The sequence below is a fragment of the Bifidobacterium adolescentis ATCC 15703 genome (genome assembly GCF_000010425.1).
Taxonomy (GTDB): domain Bacteria; phylum Actinomycetota; class Actinomycetes; order Actinomycetales; family Bifidobacteriaceae; genus Bifidobacterium; species Bifidobacterium adolescentis.
In genome coordinates this window covers 1,778,999-1,797,609 of record NC_008618.1, presented here as the reverse complement: position 1 = coordinate 1,797,609, position 18,611 = coordinate 1,778,999, and the positions used below count along the sequence as shown (strand labels likewise).

The 18,611-nt window shown below is 63.9% G+C and carries 13 protein-coding genes and 1 tRNA gene; 13 read left to right on the top strand and 1 reads right to left on the bottom strand.

Annotated elements, in window-relative coordinates; translation table 11 throughout:
* Positions 1-56 precede the first annotated feature (56 nt).
* The 13 genes from BAD_RS07500 (at position 57) to araA (ending at position 16,531) form a co-directional block, all read left to right on the top strand.
* Complete coding sequence (locus BAD_RS07500) at positions 57-1,025, top strand: tetratricopeptide repeat protein (RefSeq protein ID WP_021913582.1); 969 nt, start codon at positions 57-59, stop codon at positions 1,023-1,025.
* A gap of 145 nt (positions 1,026-1,170) precedes the next feature.
* Positions 1,171-1,243: transfer RNA gene (locus BAD_RS07495), tRNA-Arg, on the top strand.
* Positions 1,244-1,522: 279 nt separating this feature from the next.
* Entirely contained in the window at positions 1,523-1,912 is a 390-nt protein-coding gene (locus BAD_RS07490) for a Rid family detoxifying hydrolase (RefSeq protein ID WP_011743713.1), read from the top strand.
* Positions 1,913-2,275: 363 nt separating this feature from the next.
* A complete protein-coding gene (locus tag BAD_RS07485; RefSeq protein WP_021913585.1) occupies positions 2,276-3,706 on the top strand; it encodes an amino acid permease in 1,431 nt (476 codons plus the stop codon).
* A 31-nt stretch (positions 3,707-3,737) separates the two neighbouring features.
* The gene (gene argS / locus BAD_RS07480) at positions 3,738-5,528 is read left to right on the top strand and encodes an arginine--tRNA ligase (protein ID WP_011743711.1); all 1,791 of its coding nucleotides are present in this window, start codon (positions 3,738-3,740) and stop codon (positions 5,526-5,528) included.
* 33 nt (positions 5,529-5,561) lie between these two features.
* A complete protein-coding gene (locus BAD_RS07475; RefSeq protein WP_011743710.1) occupies positions 5,562-7,136 on the top strand; it encodes a diaminopimelate decarboxylase family protein in 1,575 nt (524 codons plus the stop codon).
* 158 nt (positions 7,137-7,294) lie between these two features.
* Positions 7,295-8,611, top strand: a complete 1,317-nt coding sequence (locus BAD_RS07470; RefSeq protein ID WP_011743709.1) for a homoserine dehydrogenase — start codon at positions 7,295-7,297, stop codon at positions 8,609-8,611.
* A 171-nt stretch (positions 8,612-8,782) separates the two neighbouring features.
* Positions 8,783-9,787: a homoserine kinase gene (gene thrB, locus BAD_RS07465; RefSeq protein ID WP_011743708.1), complete on the top strand. Its 1,005-nt coding sequence runs from the start codon at positions 8,783-8,785 to the stop codon at positions 9,785-9,787.
* The gene (locus BAD_RS07460; protein ID WP_011743707.1) at positions 9,784-11,211 is read left to right on the top strand and encodes a Maf family protein; all 1,428 of its coding nucleotides are present in this window, start codon (positions 9,784-9,786) and stop codon (positions 11,209-11,211) included. Before thrB ends, BAD_RS07460 begins: the two co-directional genes overlap by 4 nt.
* A gap of 110 nt (positions 11,212-11,321) precedes the next feature.
* Positions 11,322-12,440: a LacI family DNA-binding transcriptional regulator gene (locus BAD_RS07455; protein ID WP_011743706.1), complete on the top strand. Its 1,119-nt coding sequence runs from the start codon at positions 11,322-11,324 to the stop codon at positions 12,438-12,440.
* 164 nt (positions 12,441-12,604) lie between these two features.
* Positions 12,605-14,227: a xylulokinase gene (locus BAD_RS07450; RefSeq protein WP_011743705.1), complete on the top strand. Its 1,623-nt coding sequence runs from the start codon at positions 12,605-12,607 to the stop codon at positions 14,225-14,227.
* Between the two features lie 43 nt (positions 14,228-14,270).
* Positions 14,271-14,963 carry an L-ribulose-5-phosphate 4-epimerase gene (locus tag BAD_RS07445; protein WP_003809816.1) on the top strand — a complete coding sequence of 231 codons (693 nt, stop codon included), beginning with the start codon at positions 14,271-14,273 and terminating at the stop codon, positions 14,961-14,963.
* A 53-nt stretch (positions 14,964-15,016) separates the two neighbouring features.
* On the top strand, positions 15,017-16,531 hold the full coding sequence (gene araA, locus BAD_RS07440; RefSeq protein ID WP_003809815.1) for an L-arabinose isomerase: 1,515 nt from the start codon (positions 15,017-15,019) through the stop codon (positions 16,529-16,531).
* Positions 16,532-16,722: 191 nt separating this feature from the next.
* Here araA and BAD_RS07435 read toward each other — a convergent pair whose 3' ends face one another.
* Positions 16,723-18,546, bottom strand: a complete 1,824-nt coding sequence (locus tag BAD_RS07435) for an AMP-dependent synthetase/ligase (protein WP_011743704.1) — start codon at positions 18,544-18,546, stop codon at positions 16,723-16,725.
* Positions 18,547-18,611: the final 65 nt, after the last annotated feature.

Below are 18,611 nucleotides of genomic sequence, written 5' to 3'. Positions count from 1 at the left end.
CGTTGTTGGCACCTATAGTTGGTGCCAGCAACGATTTCGTGTTTTTGGAGGCAAGTATGGCAGAGCAGCAAGCGTTCCATCCGGGTGTTTCATTGGCGGGAGCCGTTGATCTGGAAGCGCTCAAGCATCAGGTGAAGGCCGAGCCGGGGCAGGCGGGCGGCGCTCCGGCGGCTGGCGGATATGTCATCGACACCACGGAGAACACGTTCCAGGCCATGGTGCAGACCTCCGCCACGTTCCCGATTCTGCTGTTCCTGTGGGTGCCGACCGACGACCGTCTGTTCGCCATGGCACGCGCATTGGGTGACGCGGTGAACAAGCTCAACGGCCAGATCCAGCTGTCCCGCATCGACATCGCATCCAATCCCTCCATCGCACAGGCGTTCCAGATTCAGGGTGCGCCGGCGCTGTTCGCGTTGATCGGCGGCCGTCCGATGCCGATTCTGCAGGGCCTTCCGTCCGACGAGGAACTGCAGCAGATCACAGACGTGGTCGTGCCGAAGCTTATCGCCGCCGCACAGCAGGCCGGCGTGACCGGCACCGCTCCGTATTCGGGCGATCCGGATTCCGACGCGGCCAATTCCGCATCCGCCGGCAGTGTGCAGGATCAGGTGCCGCCGGAACATCAGGAAGCGTACATGCTGGCACAGCAGGGCGATTACGCCGGTGCCGCCGCCGCGTACGAGAAGGTTTTGGAAGCCGATCCGAACGATACGCGCGCCGCCCGCGAACGTGCGAAGGCGCTGCTGCTGGCCCGTTCCGCCAATGCGGACGTGCGCGTGGTGCGTGCCGCTGCCGCCGACAAGCCGGACGATGTGGACGCGCAGCTTGCCGTCGCCGACATCGACATGATCGGCGGGCAGATCCAGGACGCGTTCGACCGTCTGCTTGATTTCGTGGCGGCGGGCCACAAGGCCGACATCGAGCCGGTGCGCCAGCGTCTGCTCGAATACTTCACGATCCCCGAGCCGACCGACGAGCGTCTGAAGCGCGCACGTCGTCGCCTCGCCACCCTCATGTACTGAGCGTGCAGCGCGTGCTGGTTGCGCCGAGCACTCTGATGCATTGAGCGCGCGTACTGACTTTCCCAACGATTGCAAGGTCTGCGTCACGTTTTTCGCCGAATCGTGTCGCAAACGGGCGCAGACCGTGTACAGTAGTGCGTTGCATGGGTTTGTAGCTCAGCGGATAGAGCGTCTGTCTCCGGAACAGAAGGTCGTGGGTTCGATCCCCATCAAGCCCACCGGGCAAGGCTCCAGTCGAACGGCTGGAGCCTTTTTGTTGCTCGTTTTGTTGTATTTTTCCGCGGTTTTCCTTGCGATTCCGCCGTTTTCGTGCCTGCTGCGCCGTGTGGCGCCAACTCCGGCCATATCGTTCTGTGAACGGTTTTTCCCGCTTCCACCCATCGGAAAAGTATGATTTCAGGTGCGACGCAAATAGCGCATGTACGGGCATATTGGCACATACTTGGCGCGCGTTTACATACCTTGCGGCAACATACCTTACGACAAAGGAGAACAGTATGAGCGAAAAGCTGGAAGCAGTGGCCACCTCCGAAGCCCCGGCAGCACTCGGCGCCTACAGCCAGGCCGTGAAGGCCAACGGATTCGTGTTCGTCTCCGGCCAGTTGGGCATCGACCCGGCCACCGGCGAACTGGCCGGCGAGAGTGCGGGCGAGCAGGCCGCGCAGGCGCTGAAGAACATCAAGCACATCCTCGACACCGCCGGCTCTGGCATCGAGAATGTGGTCCGCGCCACCATCTACATGAAGAACGTCGAAGACTTCCACGAGGTCGACGACGTATACGCCAAGGTCTTCATCGGCTCCGTCAAGCCGGCCCGCGTGGCGTTCGGCGGCAACAACATCCCGAAGGGCGCGCTCGTCGAGATCGACGCCATCGCCGCGCTCTGAGCGTTCCGCGCATACCGCGAGTAGCGCGATCGACGGCCCGCATGCCTTCCCGGCTGCGGGCCGTCGCTGTTCCGGGCGTTCCTCCGCTCGCGGTCGATCCGACGATGCTCGCGCATTGCCGTGAGCCTGCCGTATAGTATTGCGATTGTGCGGCCAGCCAAAACACACGCCGCACCCAACCAAACGCGCAGGAAGCCGGAGGCAAGCATGGCGCAATCGCAAGCAGAGCAGCAGGCACAGGCGCAGATCGCCGGCGAACCGACGCGGACGAAGGAACGGCAGCCGCAGCCAGCGACCGGAACCGCCGCGGATCCCACGGCGCAAGCCCAGCAGAACGACGAGCAGGGCGGGCTGGAGCGCAAAATGGAGACGCGCCACCTGACCATGATTTCGCTTGGTGGAGTCATCGGAACCGGACTGTTTTTAAGCTCCGGCTACACCATCCACCAAGCCGGTCCACTCGGTGCGATTATCGCCTATGCCATCGGTTCCGTACTGGTCTACTTCATCATGCTGAGTCTTGGCGAACTCTCTGTGGCCATGCCGTACGCCGGCAGCTTCCACCTGTATGCGAAGCGTTTCATCGGCCCCGGCACCGCGTTCACCATCGCCGTGCTCTACTGGCTGAATTGGGCGGTGGCGCTCGCCTCCGAATTCACCGCCGCGGGCCTGCTGATGCAACGCTGGTTCCCGCATTCGCCCGCATGGATCTGGTCGGCCGCGTTCATCGTGGTCGTGTTCCTGCTCAACATCCTGTCGGTGCGCCTGTACGGCGAATCGGAATTCTGGTTCGCGTCCATCAAGGTGTTCGCCATCATCGCGTTCATTATCATCGGCCTGCTCGCCATGTTCGGCGCGATTCCGATCGCCGGCTATAGCCATGCGCCGATGTTCGAGAACTTCTACAGCGACGGCTGGCTGCCCAACGGCGTGCTGCCGATCTTCTCCACGCTGCTGACGGTCGTGTTCGCCTTCTCCGGCACCGAAGTGGTCGGCGTCGCCGCCGGCGAGACGAAGGACCCGTCCAAGGCGATTCCGAAGGCCGTGCACACCACCGTGCTGCGTCTGGCGATCTTCTTCATCGGCTCGATCGCCGTCATGGCGGCGCTGATTCCGTGGCGCAAGTCGGGCGTCGACACCAGCCCGTTCGTGCTCGTGTTCCAGTCGATCGGCATGCCGTTCGCCGGCGACATCATGAATTTCGTGGTGCTGACGGCCGTGCTGTCCGCCGCGAATTCCGGCCTGTACGTGTGCTCGCGCATGGTGTGGTCGCTCGCGCAGGAGGGTATGATTCCGCGCAAGCTCGCCAAAACGAACTTCCACGGCGTGCCCGTTTTCGCGGTGATGTTCAGCATGGCCGGCTCGCTGCTGGCGCTGCTGTCCTCCGTGGTGGCCGCTTCGACCGTCTACCTCGCGCTGGTCGCGGTTTCCGGCCTGGCCACACTGGTGGTGTGGGCGTCGGTTTCCGTCTGCCACTTGCGATTCCGCCACCAATGGCTCGCGCAGGGGCATACGGTTGGCGAGCTCAAGTACCGCGCGCCTGGCTACCCGTTCGTGCCGATCGTCGCGATTGTGATGTGCGTCGGCGCGCTGGTTCTGGTGATTTGCGATCCGTCGCAGCGCTCCACGCTGCTGTACATGATTCCGTTCGTGGCGCTGTGCTACACGGGCTACTACGCGTCCGTGGCGTGGCGTACGAAACGGCATGGCGGGCAGGACGATGCTCAGAACGCCTTGCAAAGCGTTCCGCAGGACGTATCGCAACCCCATCGTGAGGATGGACAGGAAGACTGATTCTGTCAGCGTGCCCGGTATTCTTGGAAGAATGAGTCCAGAAGCCCTTAGTGAACTGATTTTCAACATTGCCAACACCCTTGTCTCCGAAGGCAAGGCAGGCACCCTGACCGCCGATCTGATTCCGCCGCAGGCCAAGTTCGCCGTGATGCGCCCGAAGGACCGCGCACATGGCGATTGGGCGTCCAACGCGGCCATGCAGCTGGCCAAGAAGGCCGGCATGAAGCCGCGTGATCTCGCCGAACTGTTCGCCGCCGAACTGACCAATGCCGACGGCATCAAGTCCGTGGAAGTGGCCGGCCCCGGCTTCATCAACATCACGCTCGACTCCGCATCCGCGGCCGCAGTGGTGGACACCGTGCTCGAAGCCGGCAGCGACTACGGCAAGAACGACCACCTGTCCGGCAAGACCCTGAACCTCGAATTCGTATCCGCCAACCCGACCGGCCCGATCCACATCGGCGGCACCCGTTGGGCGGCCGTCGGCGACTCCATGGCCCGCGTGCTTGAGGCCAACGGCGCCAAGGTGGTGCGCGAATACTACTTCAACGACCACGGCGAGCAGATCAACCGCTTCGCCAAGTCGCTCGTCGCCGCGGCCCACGGCGAGGAAACCCCGATCGACGGCTACAAGGGCGCGTACATCGACGAAATCGCCAAGCGTGTCATCGACGAAGCCAACGCGGACGGCGTGGACGTGCTGAGCCTGCCGCGCGTCGACGGCGGCGCCGACCAGGACGGCAACCCGCTCGGCGAAGGCGATTCCGAACAGCGCGAGGAGTTCCGCAAGCGCGCCGTGCCGATGATGTTCGACGAAATCCAGCGTTCCATGAAGAACTTCCGCGTCAATTTCGACGTGTGGTTCCACGAGAACAGCCTGTATTCCGACGGCGAAGTGGACCAGGCCATCGCCGATCTGCGCGCCCGCGGCGACATCTTCGAAAAGGACGGCGCCACCTGGTTCGAATCCACCAAGCACGGTGACGACAAGGACCGCGTGATCATCAAGTCCGACGGCAACTACGCGTACTTCGCCGCCGACATCGCCTACTACCGCAACAAACGCCACCGCGAGACCAACCCGGCCGACGTGGCGATTTACATGCTCGGCGCCGACCACCACGGCTACATCGGCCGCATGATGGCCATGTGCGAGGCCTTCGGCGACAAGCCGGGCGAGAACATGCAGATCCTCATCGGCCAGCTCGTCAACGTCATGAAGGACGGCAAGGCCGTGCGCATGTCGAAGCGCGCCGGCAACGTCGTCACCATCGACGACCTGACCGACGCCATCGGCGTGGACGCCTCCCGCTATTCGCTGGCCCGCACCGACTACAACTCCCCGGTGGACATCGACCTGAACCTGCTGTCCTCGCATTCCAACGAGAATCCGGTGTACTACGTGCAGTACGCGCACGCCCGCTCCTGCAACGTGGACCGCAACGCGGCCGCCGCCGGCATCACCTACGAAGGCGCCGACGTGAGCCTGCTCGACACCACCGCCGACGGCGAAGTGCTCGCCGCGCTCGCCCAGTGGCCCGCCCTGCTGCGCGAAGCGGGCGACCTGCGCGCCCCGCACCGCGTGGCCCACTACCTGGAGGACCTCGCCGCCACCTACCACAAGTGGTACAACGTGGAGCGCGTCGTGCCGATGGAACTCACCGATCCGGAGGCCCGCGGGGAACAGGCCGACGCCATCCGCATCGCCAAGGCTCCGGAACCGGCCCGCGCCGCCGCCCGACTCAAGCTCAACGACGCCGTCAAGACGGTCATCGCCGAAGGCCTCGACCTGCTCGGCGTCACCGCTCCGGACAAGATGTGAAGCGAATCCACGAAAAAGGGAGATACGCAAACCATGCCTGTAAGCCCAATCTGGCCGGCCGGCTCGGCCGTGAACGACGAAGGCGAGATCACCTTCCACGGTCGTACCGCCGCAAGCCTGCTCGACGAATTCGGTTCGCCGCTCTACGTCATCGACACCGATGACGTGCGCGCCCGCGCCACGAAATTCGTGCATGCCGCGTCCCACGCGTTCAACAACACCGTCACCCACGTCAGCTTCGCCGGCAAAGCGCTGCTGAGCAAGGAAATCTGCCGCATCGTCACCGAATCCGGCATGCTCATCGACACCTGCACCATGGGTGAGATGCGCATCGCGCTCGCCGCGGGCGTCCCAGGCCGCCGCCTCGTGCTGCACGGCAACAACAAGTCCGATGCGGAAATCGAGCTGGCCATCGAACAGGGCTTCAACAAGATCGTCGTGGACGAGCCGGGCGAGCCGGAGCGTATCGCCACCATCGCCAAGCGTCTCGGCAAGCGCGCACGCGTCATGCTGCGAGTCACGTCCGGCATCCACGCGGGTGGCCACGAATTCGTGTCCACCGCGCACGAGGACCAGAAATTCGGCGTGGCCCTGCTGCCCGCCGGAGCCGACGCGGGCAAACTCGGCGTGCTCGACGACCTCACCGACGTGACGCCCGCCGGCTCGAATGCACGACTTGGCGAACACGCCTCCGAAGTCCATGCGCAACGCGAGCTGCAGTACGACATCAAATACCCGTACGATTTGAGCCACGAGAAGGTCTCCGAAGGCGACCGCAAGCTCGCCGAAGCCATGACCATGGTGGCCGACGGACCGGCGCTCGCCGTGCTCAAGGACATCTACCGCCGTCAGGACGTGCTCGAACTGGTCGGCGTGCACTCGCACATCGGCTCCAACATCCATGACGCGGACGCCTTCATCCAGGCGGCCAAGCGCATGATGCTGCTGCGCAAGACCTTCTACGCCACCGATGCGTACACCCTGCCGGAGGTCGATCTGGGCGGCGGTTATTCCGTGGCCTACACCGACGGCGAGGATTCCATGGACATCGACGTGGAGCTCGGCAGGCTCGCCGACGCGGTCAGCACCGTGAACCGCGCGCTCGGCATGCCGTCCCCGGTCATCTCCTTCGAGCCAGGCCGCTGGACGGTGGCCCCCACCGGCGTCACGCTGTACCGCGTGGGCACCGTCAAGCCGGTCGAGCTTTCCGGCGAGGCGAAAGACAAGTCAGGCAATCCGGTGACGGAACGTGTGTACGTGTCCGTGGATGGCGGCATGAGCGACAACATTCGTCCGGCGCTGTACGGCTCCGACTACACCGCGCGTCTGGCCAACCGCAAGGGAAGCGAGCAGACCAAGCTGTGCCGCGTGGTCGGCATGCACTGCGAATCGGGAGATATCGTCGTCAACGAGGTGCGGCTGCCCGCCGACATCAAGCGTGGCGACATCCTCGCGGTGCCGGTCACCGGCGCATACGGCCGCACGATGGCCAGCAACTACAACCAGGCGCTGATTCCCGCCGTGGTCGGCGTCGGCGAGGCCGGCGCACACGTCATGATCCGCCGGCAGACGATCGACGATCTGCTGAGCTGGGACGTCAGCGAATAGTCCACGATTGCGTCTCACGGTATGGACGGTTTTCGGGCTTCCTTGCGGGGAAAGCTTCGGAAACCGTCCATTTTCTTGATATTCCGCGGCCTTACGTCATATTGAGACCGTACAATAAGCAAGGTCACACCAATACTTCACATTCAAGGGAGGATGCCTTGGCACAGGAAGATGTTGCGCCGATTCGCGTTGGATTGCTGGGCGCAGGTACCGTTGGTTCCCAGACCGCACGCCTGCTGGTCGAGCAGAAGGACGAGCTTGCCGCACGTATCGGACGACCGATCGAGCTGACCGGCGTCGCCTGCCTTGACCCGGCGGAAACCGATCCGTTCCCGTGGATCGACAAGGCCATCGTGACCACCGACACCATGAGCGTGGCCACCAATTCCGACATCGTCATCGAGCTGATCGGCGGCACCGGCGTGGCACGCAAGTTCGTGCTCGCCGCCATCGAATCCGGCGCTTCCGTGGTCACCGCCAACAAGGCGCTGCTGGCCAAGTATGGTCCGGAGATCTACGCGGCCGCCGAAGCCAAGGGCGTCGACATCTACTTCGAAGCCTCCGTGGGCGGCGCCATCCCGTTCCTCAAGCCGCTGCGCGAATCCCTCGTCGGAGACAAGGTGACGAGCATGCTCGGCATCGTCAACGGCACCACCAACTACATCCTCGACGAGATGACCACCAAGGGCCTCGACTTCGGTGACGTGCTCAAGGACGCGCAGGCCAAGGGTTACGCCGAAGCCGATCCGACCGGCGACATCGAGGGTTACGACGCGGCCAACAAGGCCGCCATCATGGCCACCCTCGGCTTCCACACCTCCGTCACCATCGACGACGTCTCCGTCGAAGGCATCACCAAGATCACCGCCGACGACATCGCCGCCGCCACCGCGGAAAACAAGGTGATCAAGCTGCTCGCCGTCGTGGAGAACACCGATGCCGGCGTGTCCGCGCGCGTCTACCCGGCACTGATCTCCAACACCCATCCGCTGGCCTCCGTGCACGGTTCCTTCAACGCCGTGTTCGTCAAGGCCGAAGCTGCGGACGACCTCATGTTCTACGGCCGCGGCGCCGGCGGCGCTCCGACCGCTTCCGCGGTCGTCGGCGACGTGGTCACCGAAGCCCGCCATATCGCACAGGGCTGCACCGGTCCGTCCATCCCGCTGTACAAGGATCTGAAGAAGGCTCCGATCGAGGCTTCCAAGGCCGAGTTCGCGGTCCGTTTCGTGATTCACGACAATCCGGGCGTGCTCGCCGCGATTGCAGCCAAGTTCGCCGACCATGGCGTGTCCATCAACGGCGTGAACCAGGATCTGAAGCCGACGCTGAAGGATCCGGGCTATGACGGCGAGCTGCAGCAGCTGCGTCTGGTCACCCACATGACCGATGAGCTCACTCTGCGCGAAACCGTCAAGGACGTGTGCGAGCTGGATTGCGTGTGCGGAGAGCCGTCGATCCTGCGCGTGCTGAACTGATATCGGATGCGATTCGGGCCCATGATGCGATTGGCATGCAAGCCATGCCAAGCCGCCGTCATGGGCCCGAATACGATGCACGGGTGCGGTTCCCCCTGAAATTTGACTCTGGCACTGCCACGGTATACGGTGCTTGATTTGTAATGAAGATGTGACGAAGGACGACGAGAGATGACTCCAGTTACCCGCAAGGTGCGTGTGAAGGTTCCGGCCACCAGCGCCAATCTTGGCTCCGGTTTCGATACGGTCGGTTTGGCTTTGGATTACCATGACGAGCTTGAATTCACGCTGAGCGCCGACCCGGTGAACACCGCGGCGCAGGTGATGATCGAAGGCGAGGGCGAGGACACCTTGCCTCGTGACGAGACGCACCTGGTGGTCTCCACGTTCCGCCGCGCATGCCAGACCTTCGGTCTGGGACGCGTCGGATTCATCCTGCAGGCGCACAACAACATCCCTCAGGCGCGAGGCATGGGCTCCTCCGCCGAGGCCATCGTCGCCGGCATCGCCGCCGCGGCCGCCTTCGCGCAGGACGACGACCTCAATCGCGACGCCGTGTTCGAGCTGGCCGCCGCCATCGAAGGCCATCCGGACAACGTGGCCCCGGCCGTGTACGGCGGCCTGACCATGTCTTGGGACATGGAGACCGCGGAAGGTGTCGGATCCGTGCCGATTCCAGGCGGCGAGCCGATGCACAACGGCTTCCACACCATCAATTACCGTGTGGCGGACGATCTGACCGCGGCCGTGTTCGTGCCGGACTACGAGCTGTCCACCGAAAAGGCCCGTCAGGCGTTGCCGACTGAGATTCCGTTCAAGGACGCCGTGCACAACGTCTCCCGTGTGAGCCTGCTGCCGGCCGCCATGAACCCCGCGATGCTGGCCTCCGGCTCGCGTCAGAACGCCAACGCACTGCTGTTCGCGGCCACGCAGGACCGCCTGCATCAGCCGTACCGCGCCTCGCTGATGGAGCCGTCTTGGGCGCTGATCGAGAAGATGCGCTCCCACGGCTTCGCCTCCACCGTGTCCGGCGCTGGCCCATGCGTGCTTGTGCTGCACCATGGCGACGCCCACGAGGAGCTTGAACAGATCGCCGCCGAAGAGCTGGCATCCGGCCATTGGCGTGTGCTGCATCTCGCGGTCGACACCAAGGGTGTGCAGGTGGAACGCGCATGAGCATCCCGCTGATTCTCGCCTCCCAGTCCCGTCCACGCCGTGACGTGCTGTTCTCCGCCGGCATCTGCCCGACCATCCGTGTCTCGCACGTCGACGAGCCTGCCGCGCTTGAACGCGAGGCGGCCGCGCTTGGCGTCACCGTGAACGACCTGAGCGTCGAACAGCGTGTGATGATTCTCGCCACGGCGAAGGCCGAGGCCGTGCACCAGGCGTATCGCAACATCGCCGATACCGCGGCGCACGCGCGCGGGGAGCGCGTGGTCGGCTTCCCGCTCCGGGCAGCAGACGATCGCGACGCATCCTCGGCGGGCACAGCCGCACGCACGGACAGCGCGCAGTCCGCCGACGAGACGAAGACCCGCGATTTCTCCGGCATCGCCATTCCCACCGTCGCCGAGCCGATCGCCGATTTCGTGGATGGCCGTCCAAGCCTGACCCGTTCGAAGGCCGGCCCGCTGATTCTCGGCTGCGATTCCATGTTCCTGCTGGACGGCGAATGCTACGGCAAGCCGCATAGCGAAGAGGTAGCGCGCGAACGGCTGCGTGCCATGCGCGGTGCCACCGGCGAGCTGTGGACCGGCCATTGCCTCATCGACTTCGCGTCGGGCCGCATGGTGCGCGGCGCCAGCAAAGCGACCCTGCACTTCTGCGAATATTCCGACCTGGATATCGAACGCTACATCGCCACCGGCGAGCCGCTGGAAGTGGCCGGATCGTTCACTTTGGAAGGTTTCGGCGGCGCGTTCATCGACTCGATCGAAGGCGATCCGCACGGCATCATCGGCCTGAGCCTGCCGTTGGCGCGCCGTCTGGCGGCGCAATTGGGCGTCGAATGGACCGACCTGTGGAACGTCACCCGCTCCGACCTTGCGCCGGACGCCGAATATGATGCGAAAACGGGTGCCGCGAAGCCGCTGCCGCCCAAGGAGAACGTGCACCAGCCGGGAGACGGCTGGGTCGATTGCGCCTGCGGTCGCAAGCATTGGGGTACGAACGGCGCGTCCGGCGTGCTCTTGGCCCGCCGCAGCGAGACGACCGGTGAGGTGACGCACGTCGTCATGCAGCACCGCGCGGTATGGAGCGCGGAAGGCGGCACGTGGGGCATTCCCGGCGGTGCCACCGCCGACGGCGAAAGCCCGATCGAGGGCGCGTTGCGTGAATCGTACGAGGAAGCCAACATCACGCCGGAGGACATCGACGTGGTCGGATCGTACTGCGAGGACCACGGCCCATGGTCGTATACCACGGTGTTCGCCTTCGAAAAGCCGGGGCACCGCATCGAACCCAAGGCCAACGACGACGAAAGCATGGAGATTGAATGGGTGCCGGTCGATGACGTGCCCAACCGCAAGCTGCTGACCGCCATGCGCACCGATTGGCCCAACTTCGCGGCGCGTCTGCGTGCTTTGGCGGCCGTGCGGTAGCCTGCGCGCAGTGTGCCGCATCCTTGGAGCATGAGGGTTGTTAGCGCTAACTGAAGTTGCGTGTACAATAGGCGAACGTACCAACAGTTGTGTGCGAAAGGCGACGGGGCATGGCAGGCAAACGCGATGCGGGCAATAAGCGTCCTTCGATGTTCGAAGTGGCGAAGCTGGCTGGTGTGAGCCACCAGACGGTCTCGCGCGTCATCAACCATTCGCCGGACGTCTCCGACGCCACCCGCGAGAAGGTGCAGAAGGCCATCGACCAGCTCGGATACCGTCCCAGCAACTCCGCCCGCGCGCTCGCCTCGCACCGGTCCCGCACCATCGGCCTGATCGCCGGCGGCCAGCATTTCTATGGCCCGATTTCCACGATTTCCGCGATTGAGACGATGGCTCGCCAGCATGGCCTGTTCGTGACGGTGAGCATGGTGCATGAGGCGCTGTGCTCGCAGGAGGAATTCGACGACCTGTGCCGCACCTTCGACGAGATGAACGTCGATGCGTTCATCTTCCTCACGCCCACCGATGTCATGTTTTCCGCGGCATGCCGGACGCGGATCGCGCAGCCTCGTGTGATCGTCACATCCACGCACGGTGGCATCGACGTGCAGGACGGCCTGCGGCTGATGAAGTCCGCCGACCGCCGCCGCGTATCCGTCGTCGGCATGGACCAATGGTCCGCGATGGCCGACGTGATGCATCTAGTCGTGGAATACGGGCACCGTTCGGTGCTGTATTTCGCCGGTCCCAAGGAGTGGCGCGACGCGGCGACGCGCCTGCTGGCATGGAACAAGCTATGCGCGGCCAATGCGGTCAATTCCGTGACGGTGCAGTGTGAGACCTGGGAATCCTCTGAAGCGTACGGCAAGATGAACCACATCCTCGACAACATCGGCCGCACCGGCGGCAATCTGCCGACATGCATGGTCTGCGCCAACGACAGCCAGGCCGTGGGTGTGGCCCGCGCGCTGCATGAGCATGGCGTGCGCATTCCGCAGGATGTGAGCCTGGTGGGTTTCGACGACATGCCTGCCATGGACAATATGTTCCCGCCGCTGACCACGGTCCGCCCCGGCTTTGAGCAGCTGGGTGTCGCCGCCATGCGCGAGACGCTGTACCTGCTAGGCGCGGGGGAGGAGAACTCCTTCGGATCATCGCAGCATGGCGTCGGACTGGTGTCGGCGCAGATGGTCAACCGCAGCTCCCTGGGTCCTGTCCGCCGTCGCTAAGGCGCTGCTTCTTCTCGATTTGTTTATATATTCATTGCTCCGATGACACGTCGGATTTGGTGCGTCACGGGTTTTTGCCTACAATAGTGAGCGTTAACAGTGAGCGCTAACATTCAGTTGACAGAGTGGTTGCGAGGCGCTCGGACGCAAGGAGTTCGTGAACTATGACGCAAGAGCAGGTCGCAGTGACCGCCGAGAAGATCCGCGCAGGCAAGACGAGCCTGGGCATCGAGTTCGGCTCCACCCGCATCAAGGCGGTGCTCATCGATGACGCCTACCACACCATCGCGGCGGGCGACTATGAGTGGGCCAGCCATCTCGAGGACGGGCTGTGGAGCTACACCCAGGAGGAAATCTGGAAGGGTTTGCAGACCGCATACGCCCGCATGGCCGGCGACGTCGAAACCGCCTATGGCGAACGGTTGACCCACGTGGGGCACATCGGCTTCTCCGCCATGATGCACGGCTACCTCGCCTTCGACAAGTCCGGCGAACTGCTCGTGCCGTTCCGCACCTGGCAGAACACCAACACCCACGAAGCCCACGAGAAGCTTTCCGAGCTGTTCCAGTACAACATTCCGGAACGCTGGTCCGTGGCACACCTCTACCAGGCAGTGCTCAACCACGAGGAGCACGTCTCCAAGGTGGACTACATCACCACACTCGCCGGCTACGTGCACTGGAAGCTCACCGGCGAGAAGGTGCTCGGCGTGGGCGACGCCTCCGGCATGTTCCCCATCGACCCGGCCACCCATACCTACGAAACCGAGTTCATCAAGCGATTCGACGCGATCGAGGAAGTCGCCGCGCAGCCGTGGAAGCTTGAGAACCTGCTGCCCCGTCCGCTCGTGGCGGGCACCCCGGCCGGCACGCTCACCGCCGAAGGCGCCAAACTGCTCGACCCGACCGGCACCCTTCAGCCGGGCGTCGTCCTCGCCCCGCCGGAAGGCGACGCGGGCACCGGCATGGTCGCCACCAACTCCGTGCGCGTGCGCACCGGCAACGTCTCCGCCGGCACTTCGATTTTCGCCATGGTCGTGCTCGAGCACAAGCTGGCGCGCCTGCATCCGGAAGTCGACCTCGTCACCACCCCAGCCGGCGACCTGGCCGGCATGAGCCACGCCAACAACTTCACTTCCGATCTCAACGCCTGGGTCGGCCTGTTCGGACAGTTCGCCGCCGCGATCGGCCAGCCGGTCGATGCCGGCACGCTGTACGGCACGCTGTTCCGCGCCGCGATCGCGGACGATGTCGACGCCGACTGCGGTGGTCTGCTCAACTATCCGTTCCGCTCCGGCGAATTCCTGGCTGGCCTGCCGGAAGGCCGACCGCTGTTCGCCCGCAGCCCGGAGGCGCGCATGAGCCTCGGCAACTTCATGAGAACCCAGCTGTTCAGCGCCTTCTCGCCGGTCAAGATCGGCATGGATGTGATGACCAAGGACGAAGGCGTCGCCGTCGACTCGCTCGTCGGCCACGGTGGCATCTTCACCACGCCGAAGGTCGCGCAGAAGATCCTCGCCGCCGCATTCGACACCCCGATCAAGGTCATGGCCACCGCCGCCGAAGGCGGAGCGTGGGGCATGGCCGTGCTCGCCGACTATCTGTGGCACGCCGACCAGCCGCTCGCCGACTACCTCGACACCCGCGTCTTCGCCGACGCGGCCTCCACCACGGAAGCGCCGGACGCCAACGACGTGGCCGGCTTCGAAGCCTTCTTCGACCGCTTCCGCAAGGGGCTGCCGATCGAGCATGCCGCCATCGAAAGCATCCCGCTGGAAACCAAATAACCGTCCATCGTAACAACAGCAAGCCTGACGAAAGGAACACAATATGGCAACGTTGGCTGATTACGGCCCGGAAGTACGAGCTGAAGTCAAGCAGGTGCGCGAAGTGGTCGCCACCCTGCACGAGCAGCTCATCAAGTGGAATCTGGTGGTGTGGACCGCAGGCAACGTCTCGCAGCGCCTGCACACCGCCGACCTGATGGTCATCAAGCCGTCCGGACTGCGCTACGAGTACCTCACCCCAAGCTCGATGGTCGTGTGCGACCTCGACGGCAACGTGGTCGACGGCGCCGAAGCGCCGAGCTCCGACACCGCGTCCCACGCGTACATCTACCGCCACATGCCCGACGTGTACGGCGTGGTGCATACCCACTCCACCTACGCCACCGCATGGGCGGCCACCGGCCAGAACATTCCGTGCGGCCTGACCATGATGGGCGACGAGTTCGGCGGCCCGGTGCCGGTCGGCCCGTTCCGCCTCATCGGCTCCGAAGCCATCGGCGAAGGCGTGGTCGAAACCCTGAAGAAGTATCCGAAGTCCCCGGCCGTGCTCATGCAGAACCATGGTCCGTTCACCATCGGCAAGGACGCGGAAGCCGCCGTCAAGGCTGCCGCCATGACCGAAGAGGTGGCGCACACCATGTGGGCCGCCAAGCAGCTCGGAGACATCATCCCGATCTCCCAGGAAGACATCGATAGCCTTAACGACCGCTACACCAACGTCTACGGCCAGCACTGACGCGACGGAAACTGAAACGACAAACCCAACAACGAAGTAAGGAATAATCCAACATGGCAATGGAAAACCCATTTGAAGGCAAGGAAATCTGGTTCGGCGTCGGATCGCAGGACCTCTACGGCGAGGAGGCGCTGCGCCAGGTGGCCCAGCAGACCGGCGAGATGGTCGACTTCCTCAACGCGACCGGCAAGATCCCGGCCAAGATCGTGCTCAAGCCGACCCTGAAGTCCTCCGACGGCGTCAAGGCCTTCATGACCGAAGCCTCCGCCAACCCGAACGTCATCGGCGTGATCACCTGGTGCCACACCTTCTCCCCGGCCAAGATGTGGATCCGCGGCCTCGAAGTGCTGACCAAGCCGCTGCTGCAGCTGGCCACCCAGCACCACAAGGAAATCCCGTGGGAGACCATCGACATGGACTTCATGAACCTGAACCAGGCCGCCCACGGCGACCGTGAGTTCGGCTACATCGTGTCCCGTCTCGGCATTCCGCGCAAGATCGTCGTCGGCCACTACACCGATCCGGAAGTCGCCGAAAAGGTCGGCACCTGGGCTCGCGCCTGCGCCGGCTGGGATGCCTCCCAGAACATGAAGGTCATGCGTTGGGGCGACAACATGCGCAACGTGGCCGTCACCGAAGGCGACAAGACCGAAGCCGAGCGCGTGTTCGGCGCTTCGATCAACACCTGGGCCGTCAACGACCTCGTCGCCGCCTACGAGAAGGTCAAGGACAGCCAGGTCAAGGACCTCATCGAAGACTACAAGGCCAAGTATGACGTGGCCCCCGAGCTGCTTGATTCCCGCTACGATGAGCTGTTCATCGCAGCCAAGGAAGAGGCCGCCATGGTCAACATGATGCGTGAGAACGGTTGCACCGCCGGCGTCGACAACTTCGAAGACCTCGGCACCCTGCCGCAGCTGCCGGGCGTCGGCCCGCAGCGCTTCCCGTCCGAGTACGGCTGGGGCTTCTCCGCCGAAGGCGATTGGAAGACCTCCGTGCTGGTGCGCATCGGCGCCGTGATGGGCTACGGCCTTGAGGGTGGCGCCTCCCTGATGGAGGACTACTCCTACAACTTCGTGCCGGGCAACGAGTTCGACATGGGCTCCCACATGCTGGAAGTCTCCCCGTCCATCGGCACCATCGCCAAGCCGAAGCTGGCCATCTACCCGCTGGGCATCGGCGGCAAGTCCGACCCGGTCCGTCTGGTGTTCTCCGGCAAGCCGGCCGACGCCGTCGTGGTCTCCATGGCCGACGAGCGCGAACGCTTCCGCCTGCTCATGGACGAGGTCACCATCGTCGAACCGCAGGGCTCCCTGAAGAACCTGCCGTGCGCCCGCGCCGTGTGGAAGCCGAAGCCGGACCTGAAGACCGCCGTGCAGTGCTGGATCACCGCCGGTGGCTCCCACCACACCTGCATGACCACGTCCGTCGGTCGTGAGGCTTGGGAGGACTTCGCCCGCATCGCCGGCGTCGAACTCGCCGTCATCGACGAGAACACCAACGCCCGCCAGTTCGAGAAGGAGCTGGAGCTGAGCGAAATGTACCACCGCCTCAACAACCGTCACTGAAATAACGGAGCGTTAACAGCACGGCAGGAAACTTGACGTACCTTCGTACGCCGGCGTTTCCTGCCGCACTGTTACCGCACGCGTTATCTCAGCGATACGGGGTGCGCTTAAAAAACAGCACGGCGGGGAAGTTGACGTACTTTTGTACGCAGCGTTCCCCGCCGTGCTGTTTTTGTTTACCTATGTGCGGCTCAGCGCTTGCCGGCGTACAGCTGGCGGTCGATCACGTCGGCGAACACGCGGTTCACTGCCGGACGCACCACCTTCAGCGACGGCGTCAGGCACTTGTTCTCCTGTGTGAACTGCGCATCCAGCACCACGAACTTACGCACGGATTCGGCGCGCGAAACCGTCGCGTTCGCCTTGTCCACATACTTCTGAATCTCGTCATGAACGGCGGCGGTAGCCGCCACGCGGTCAAGCGGCGTATCCGCGGACAGGCCCACGGACGGCAGCCAGGCCGCCAATCCTTCCGGATCAAGCGTGACCAGCGCGCCGATGAACGGACGATTATCGCCCACCACCACGGCATGCTCCACAATCGGACACTTCGCAATCTCCTGCTCCATCGGAATCGGCGACACGTTCTTGCCGCCGGCGGTGATGATGATGTCCTTCTTGCGGCCCGTAATCGTAATACGACCCTCATCGTCGATCGACGCAAGATCGCCGGTGCGCAGCCAACCGTCCTCGGTGAACACCTCGGCCGTTTTCTCCGGCAGATTGTGGTAACCCATGAACACGTTCGGTCCCTTGACCTGCAGCTCGCCATCGTCGGAAATACGCACGGACGATCCCGGCGCAGGCTGGCCGACGGTACCGATCACATTGTCCGTGACGCGGGTCGCGGCAAACGGCGCCGCGGTTTCCGTCATACCGTAGCCCTGGATCATCGGCAGGCCGATGCCATTGAAGAAATGCGCCAGCGACGCGTCCAGCGGAGCGCCACCGCACGCCACATAACGGATACGCGGGCCCAACGCGCCACGCACGGTGTGGTATACGGACGCCTCATACGACAGGTGTTCGGCGGTCTGCTTCATGGTCGGTTTCTCGCCAGCCTGCTGCATGCGCGACCAGTCGCGCGCGGACTCGGCGGCCTTGAGGAACAGGCGGCCCTTCCAACCCATGCCGGCCTTGCGGGAAGCCGCGTTGTACACCTTCTCGAACACGCGCGGCACGCCCAGCAGGTACGTCGGCTCGAACGAACGCACATCCGGCAGCAGCGTCTTGGTGTCCGGCAGATAGCCGACCACGCCGTCATCGGAAGCGATCGACGCGTACTGGATGAAGCGCGCGAAGCAGTGGGCGAGCGGCAGGAACAGCAGCAGACGCGGATGGTCTTCAAGAATCATCTCGTGCAGCGCAAGGCTGCCGGCACGCGTGATCGACACGAAATTGCGATGCGACAGCTCGGCACCCTTCGGTGCCCCCGTGGAACCGGACGTGTACACGATGGTGGCCAGATCGTCGGCACGCACCGACGCGATACGCTCGTCCAGCTCTTCGTCGGACACGGTGACGCCCAATCCCTCCAGCGCGCCCATGGCATTGGCGTCGAGCATCAGAATATGCTTCAGAGACGGGCAGCGGCCAATCACGGAATCAAGACGGTCGAAGCGTTCGCGATCGTCGGCGATGGCGAGCTTCACGTTGGAATCGTTGAGAATGCGTTCGGCCTGAGCCGCGGAATCGGTGTCATAGATCGGCACATTGACCGCGCCGATTGCGGCCAGTGCGAAATCAAGCACGCCCCACTCGTAACGGGTGGTGGAGAAGAGGGTGACGGCATCCCCCTTGCCGATGCCGAACGCGATCAGGCCTTTGGCCGCGGAGAGCACGTTCTTGTGGAATTCGCCGGTCGTCACCTTGGTCCACTGGCCCGGAGCGGTTTTGCGTTCCGCGATCACGGTGTCTTCGCCGGTGCGCTTGATGCGTTCGGTAAGCAGGGAGTAGATGGATTCGTCGTCGCGTACTTCGACGGATGCGCCCGGGGTCGTGTACTCGGTGAGCATGAAGTGTTCTCTTTTCTTGCGTTTCCGCGGTTTTCGTGGGTTTTGCGATATATGCGATCGCTGCG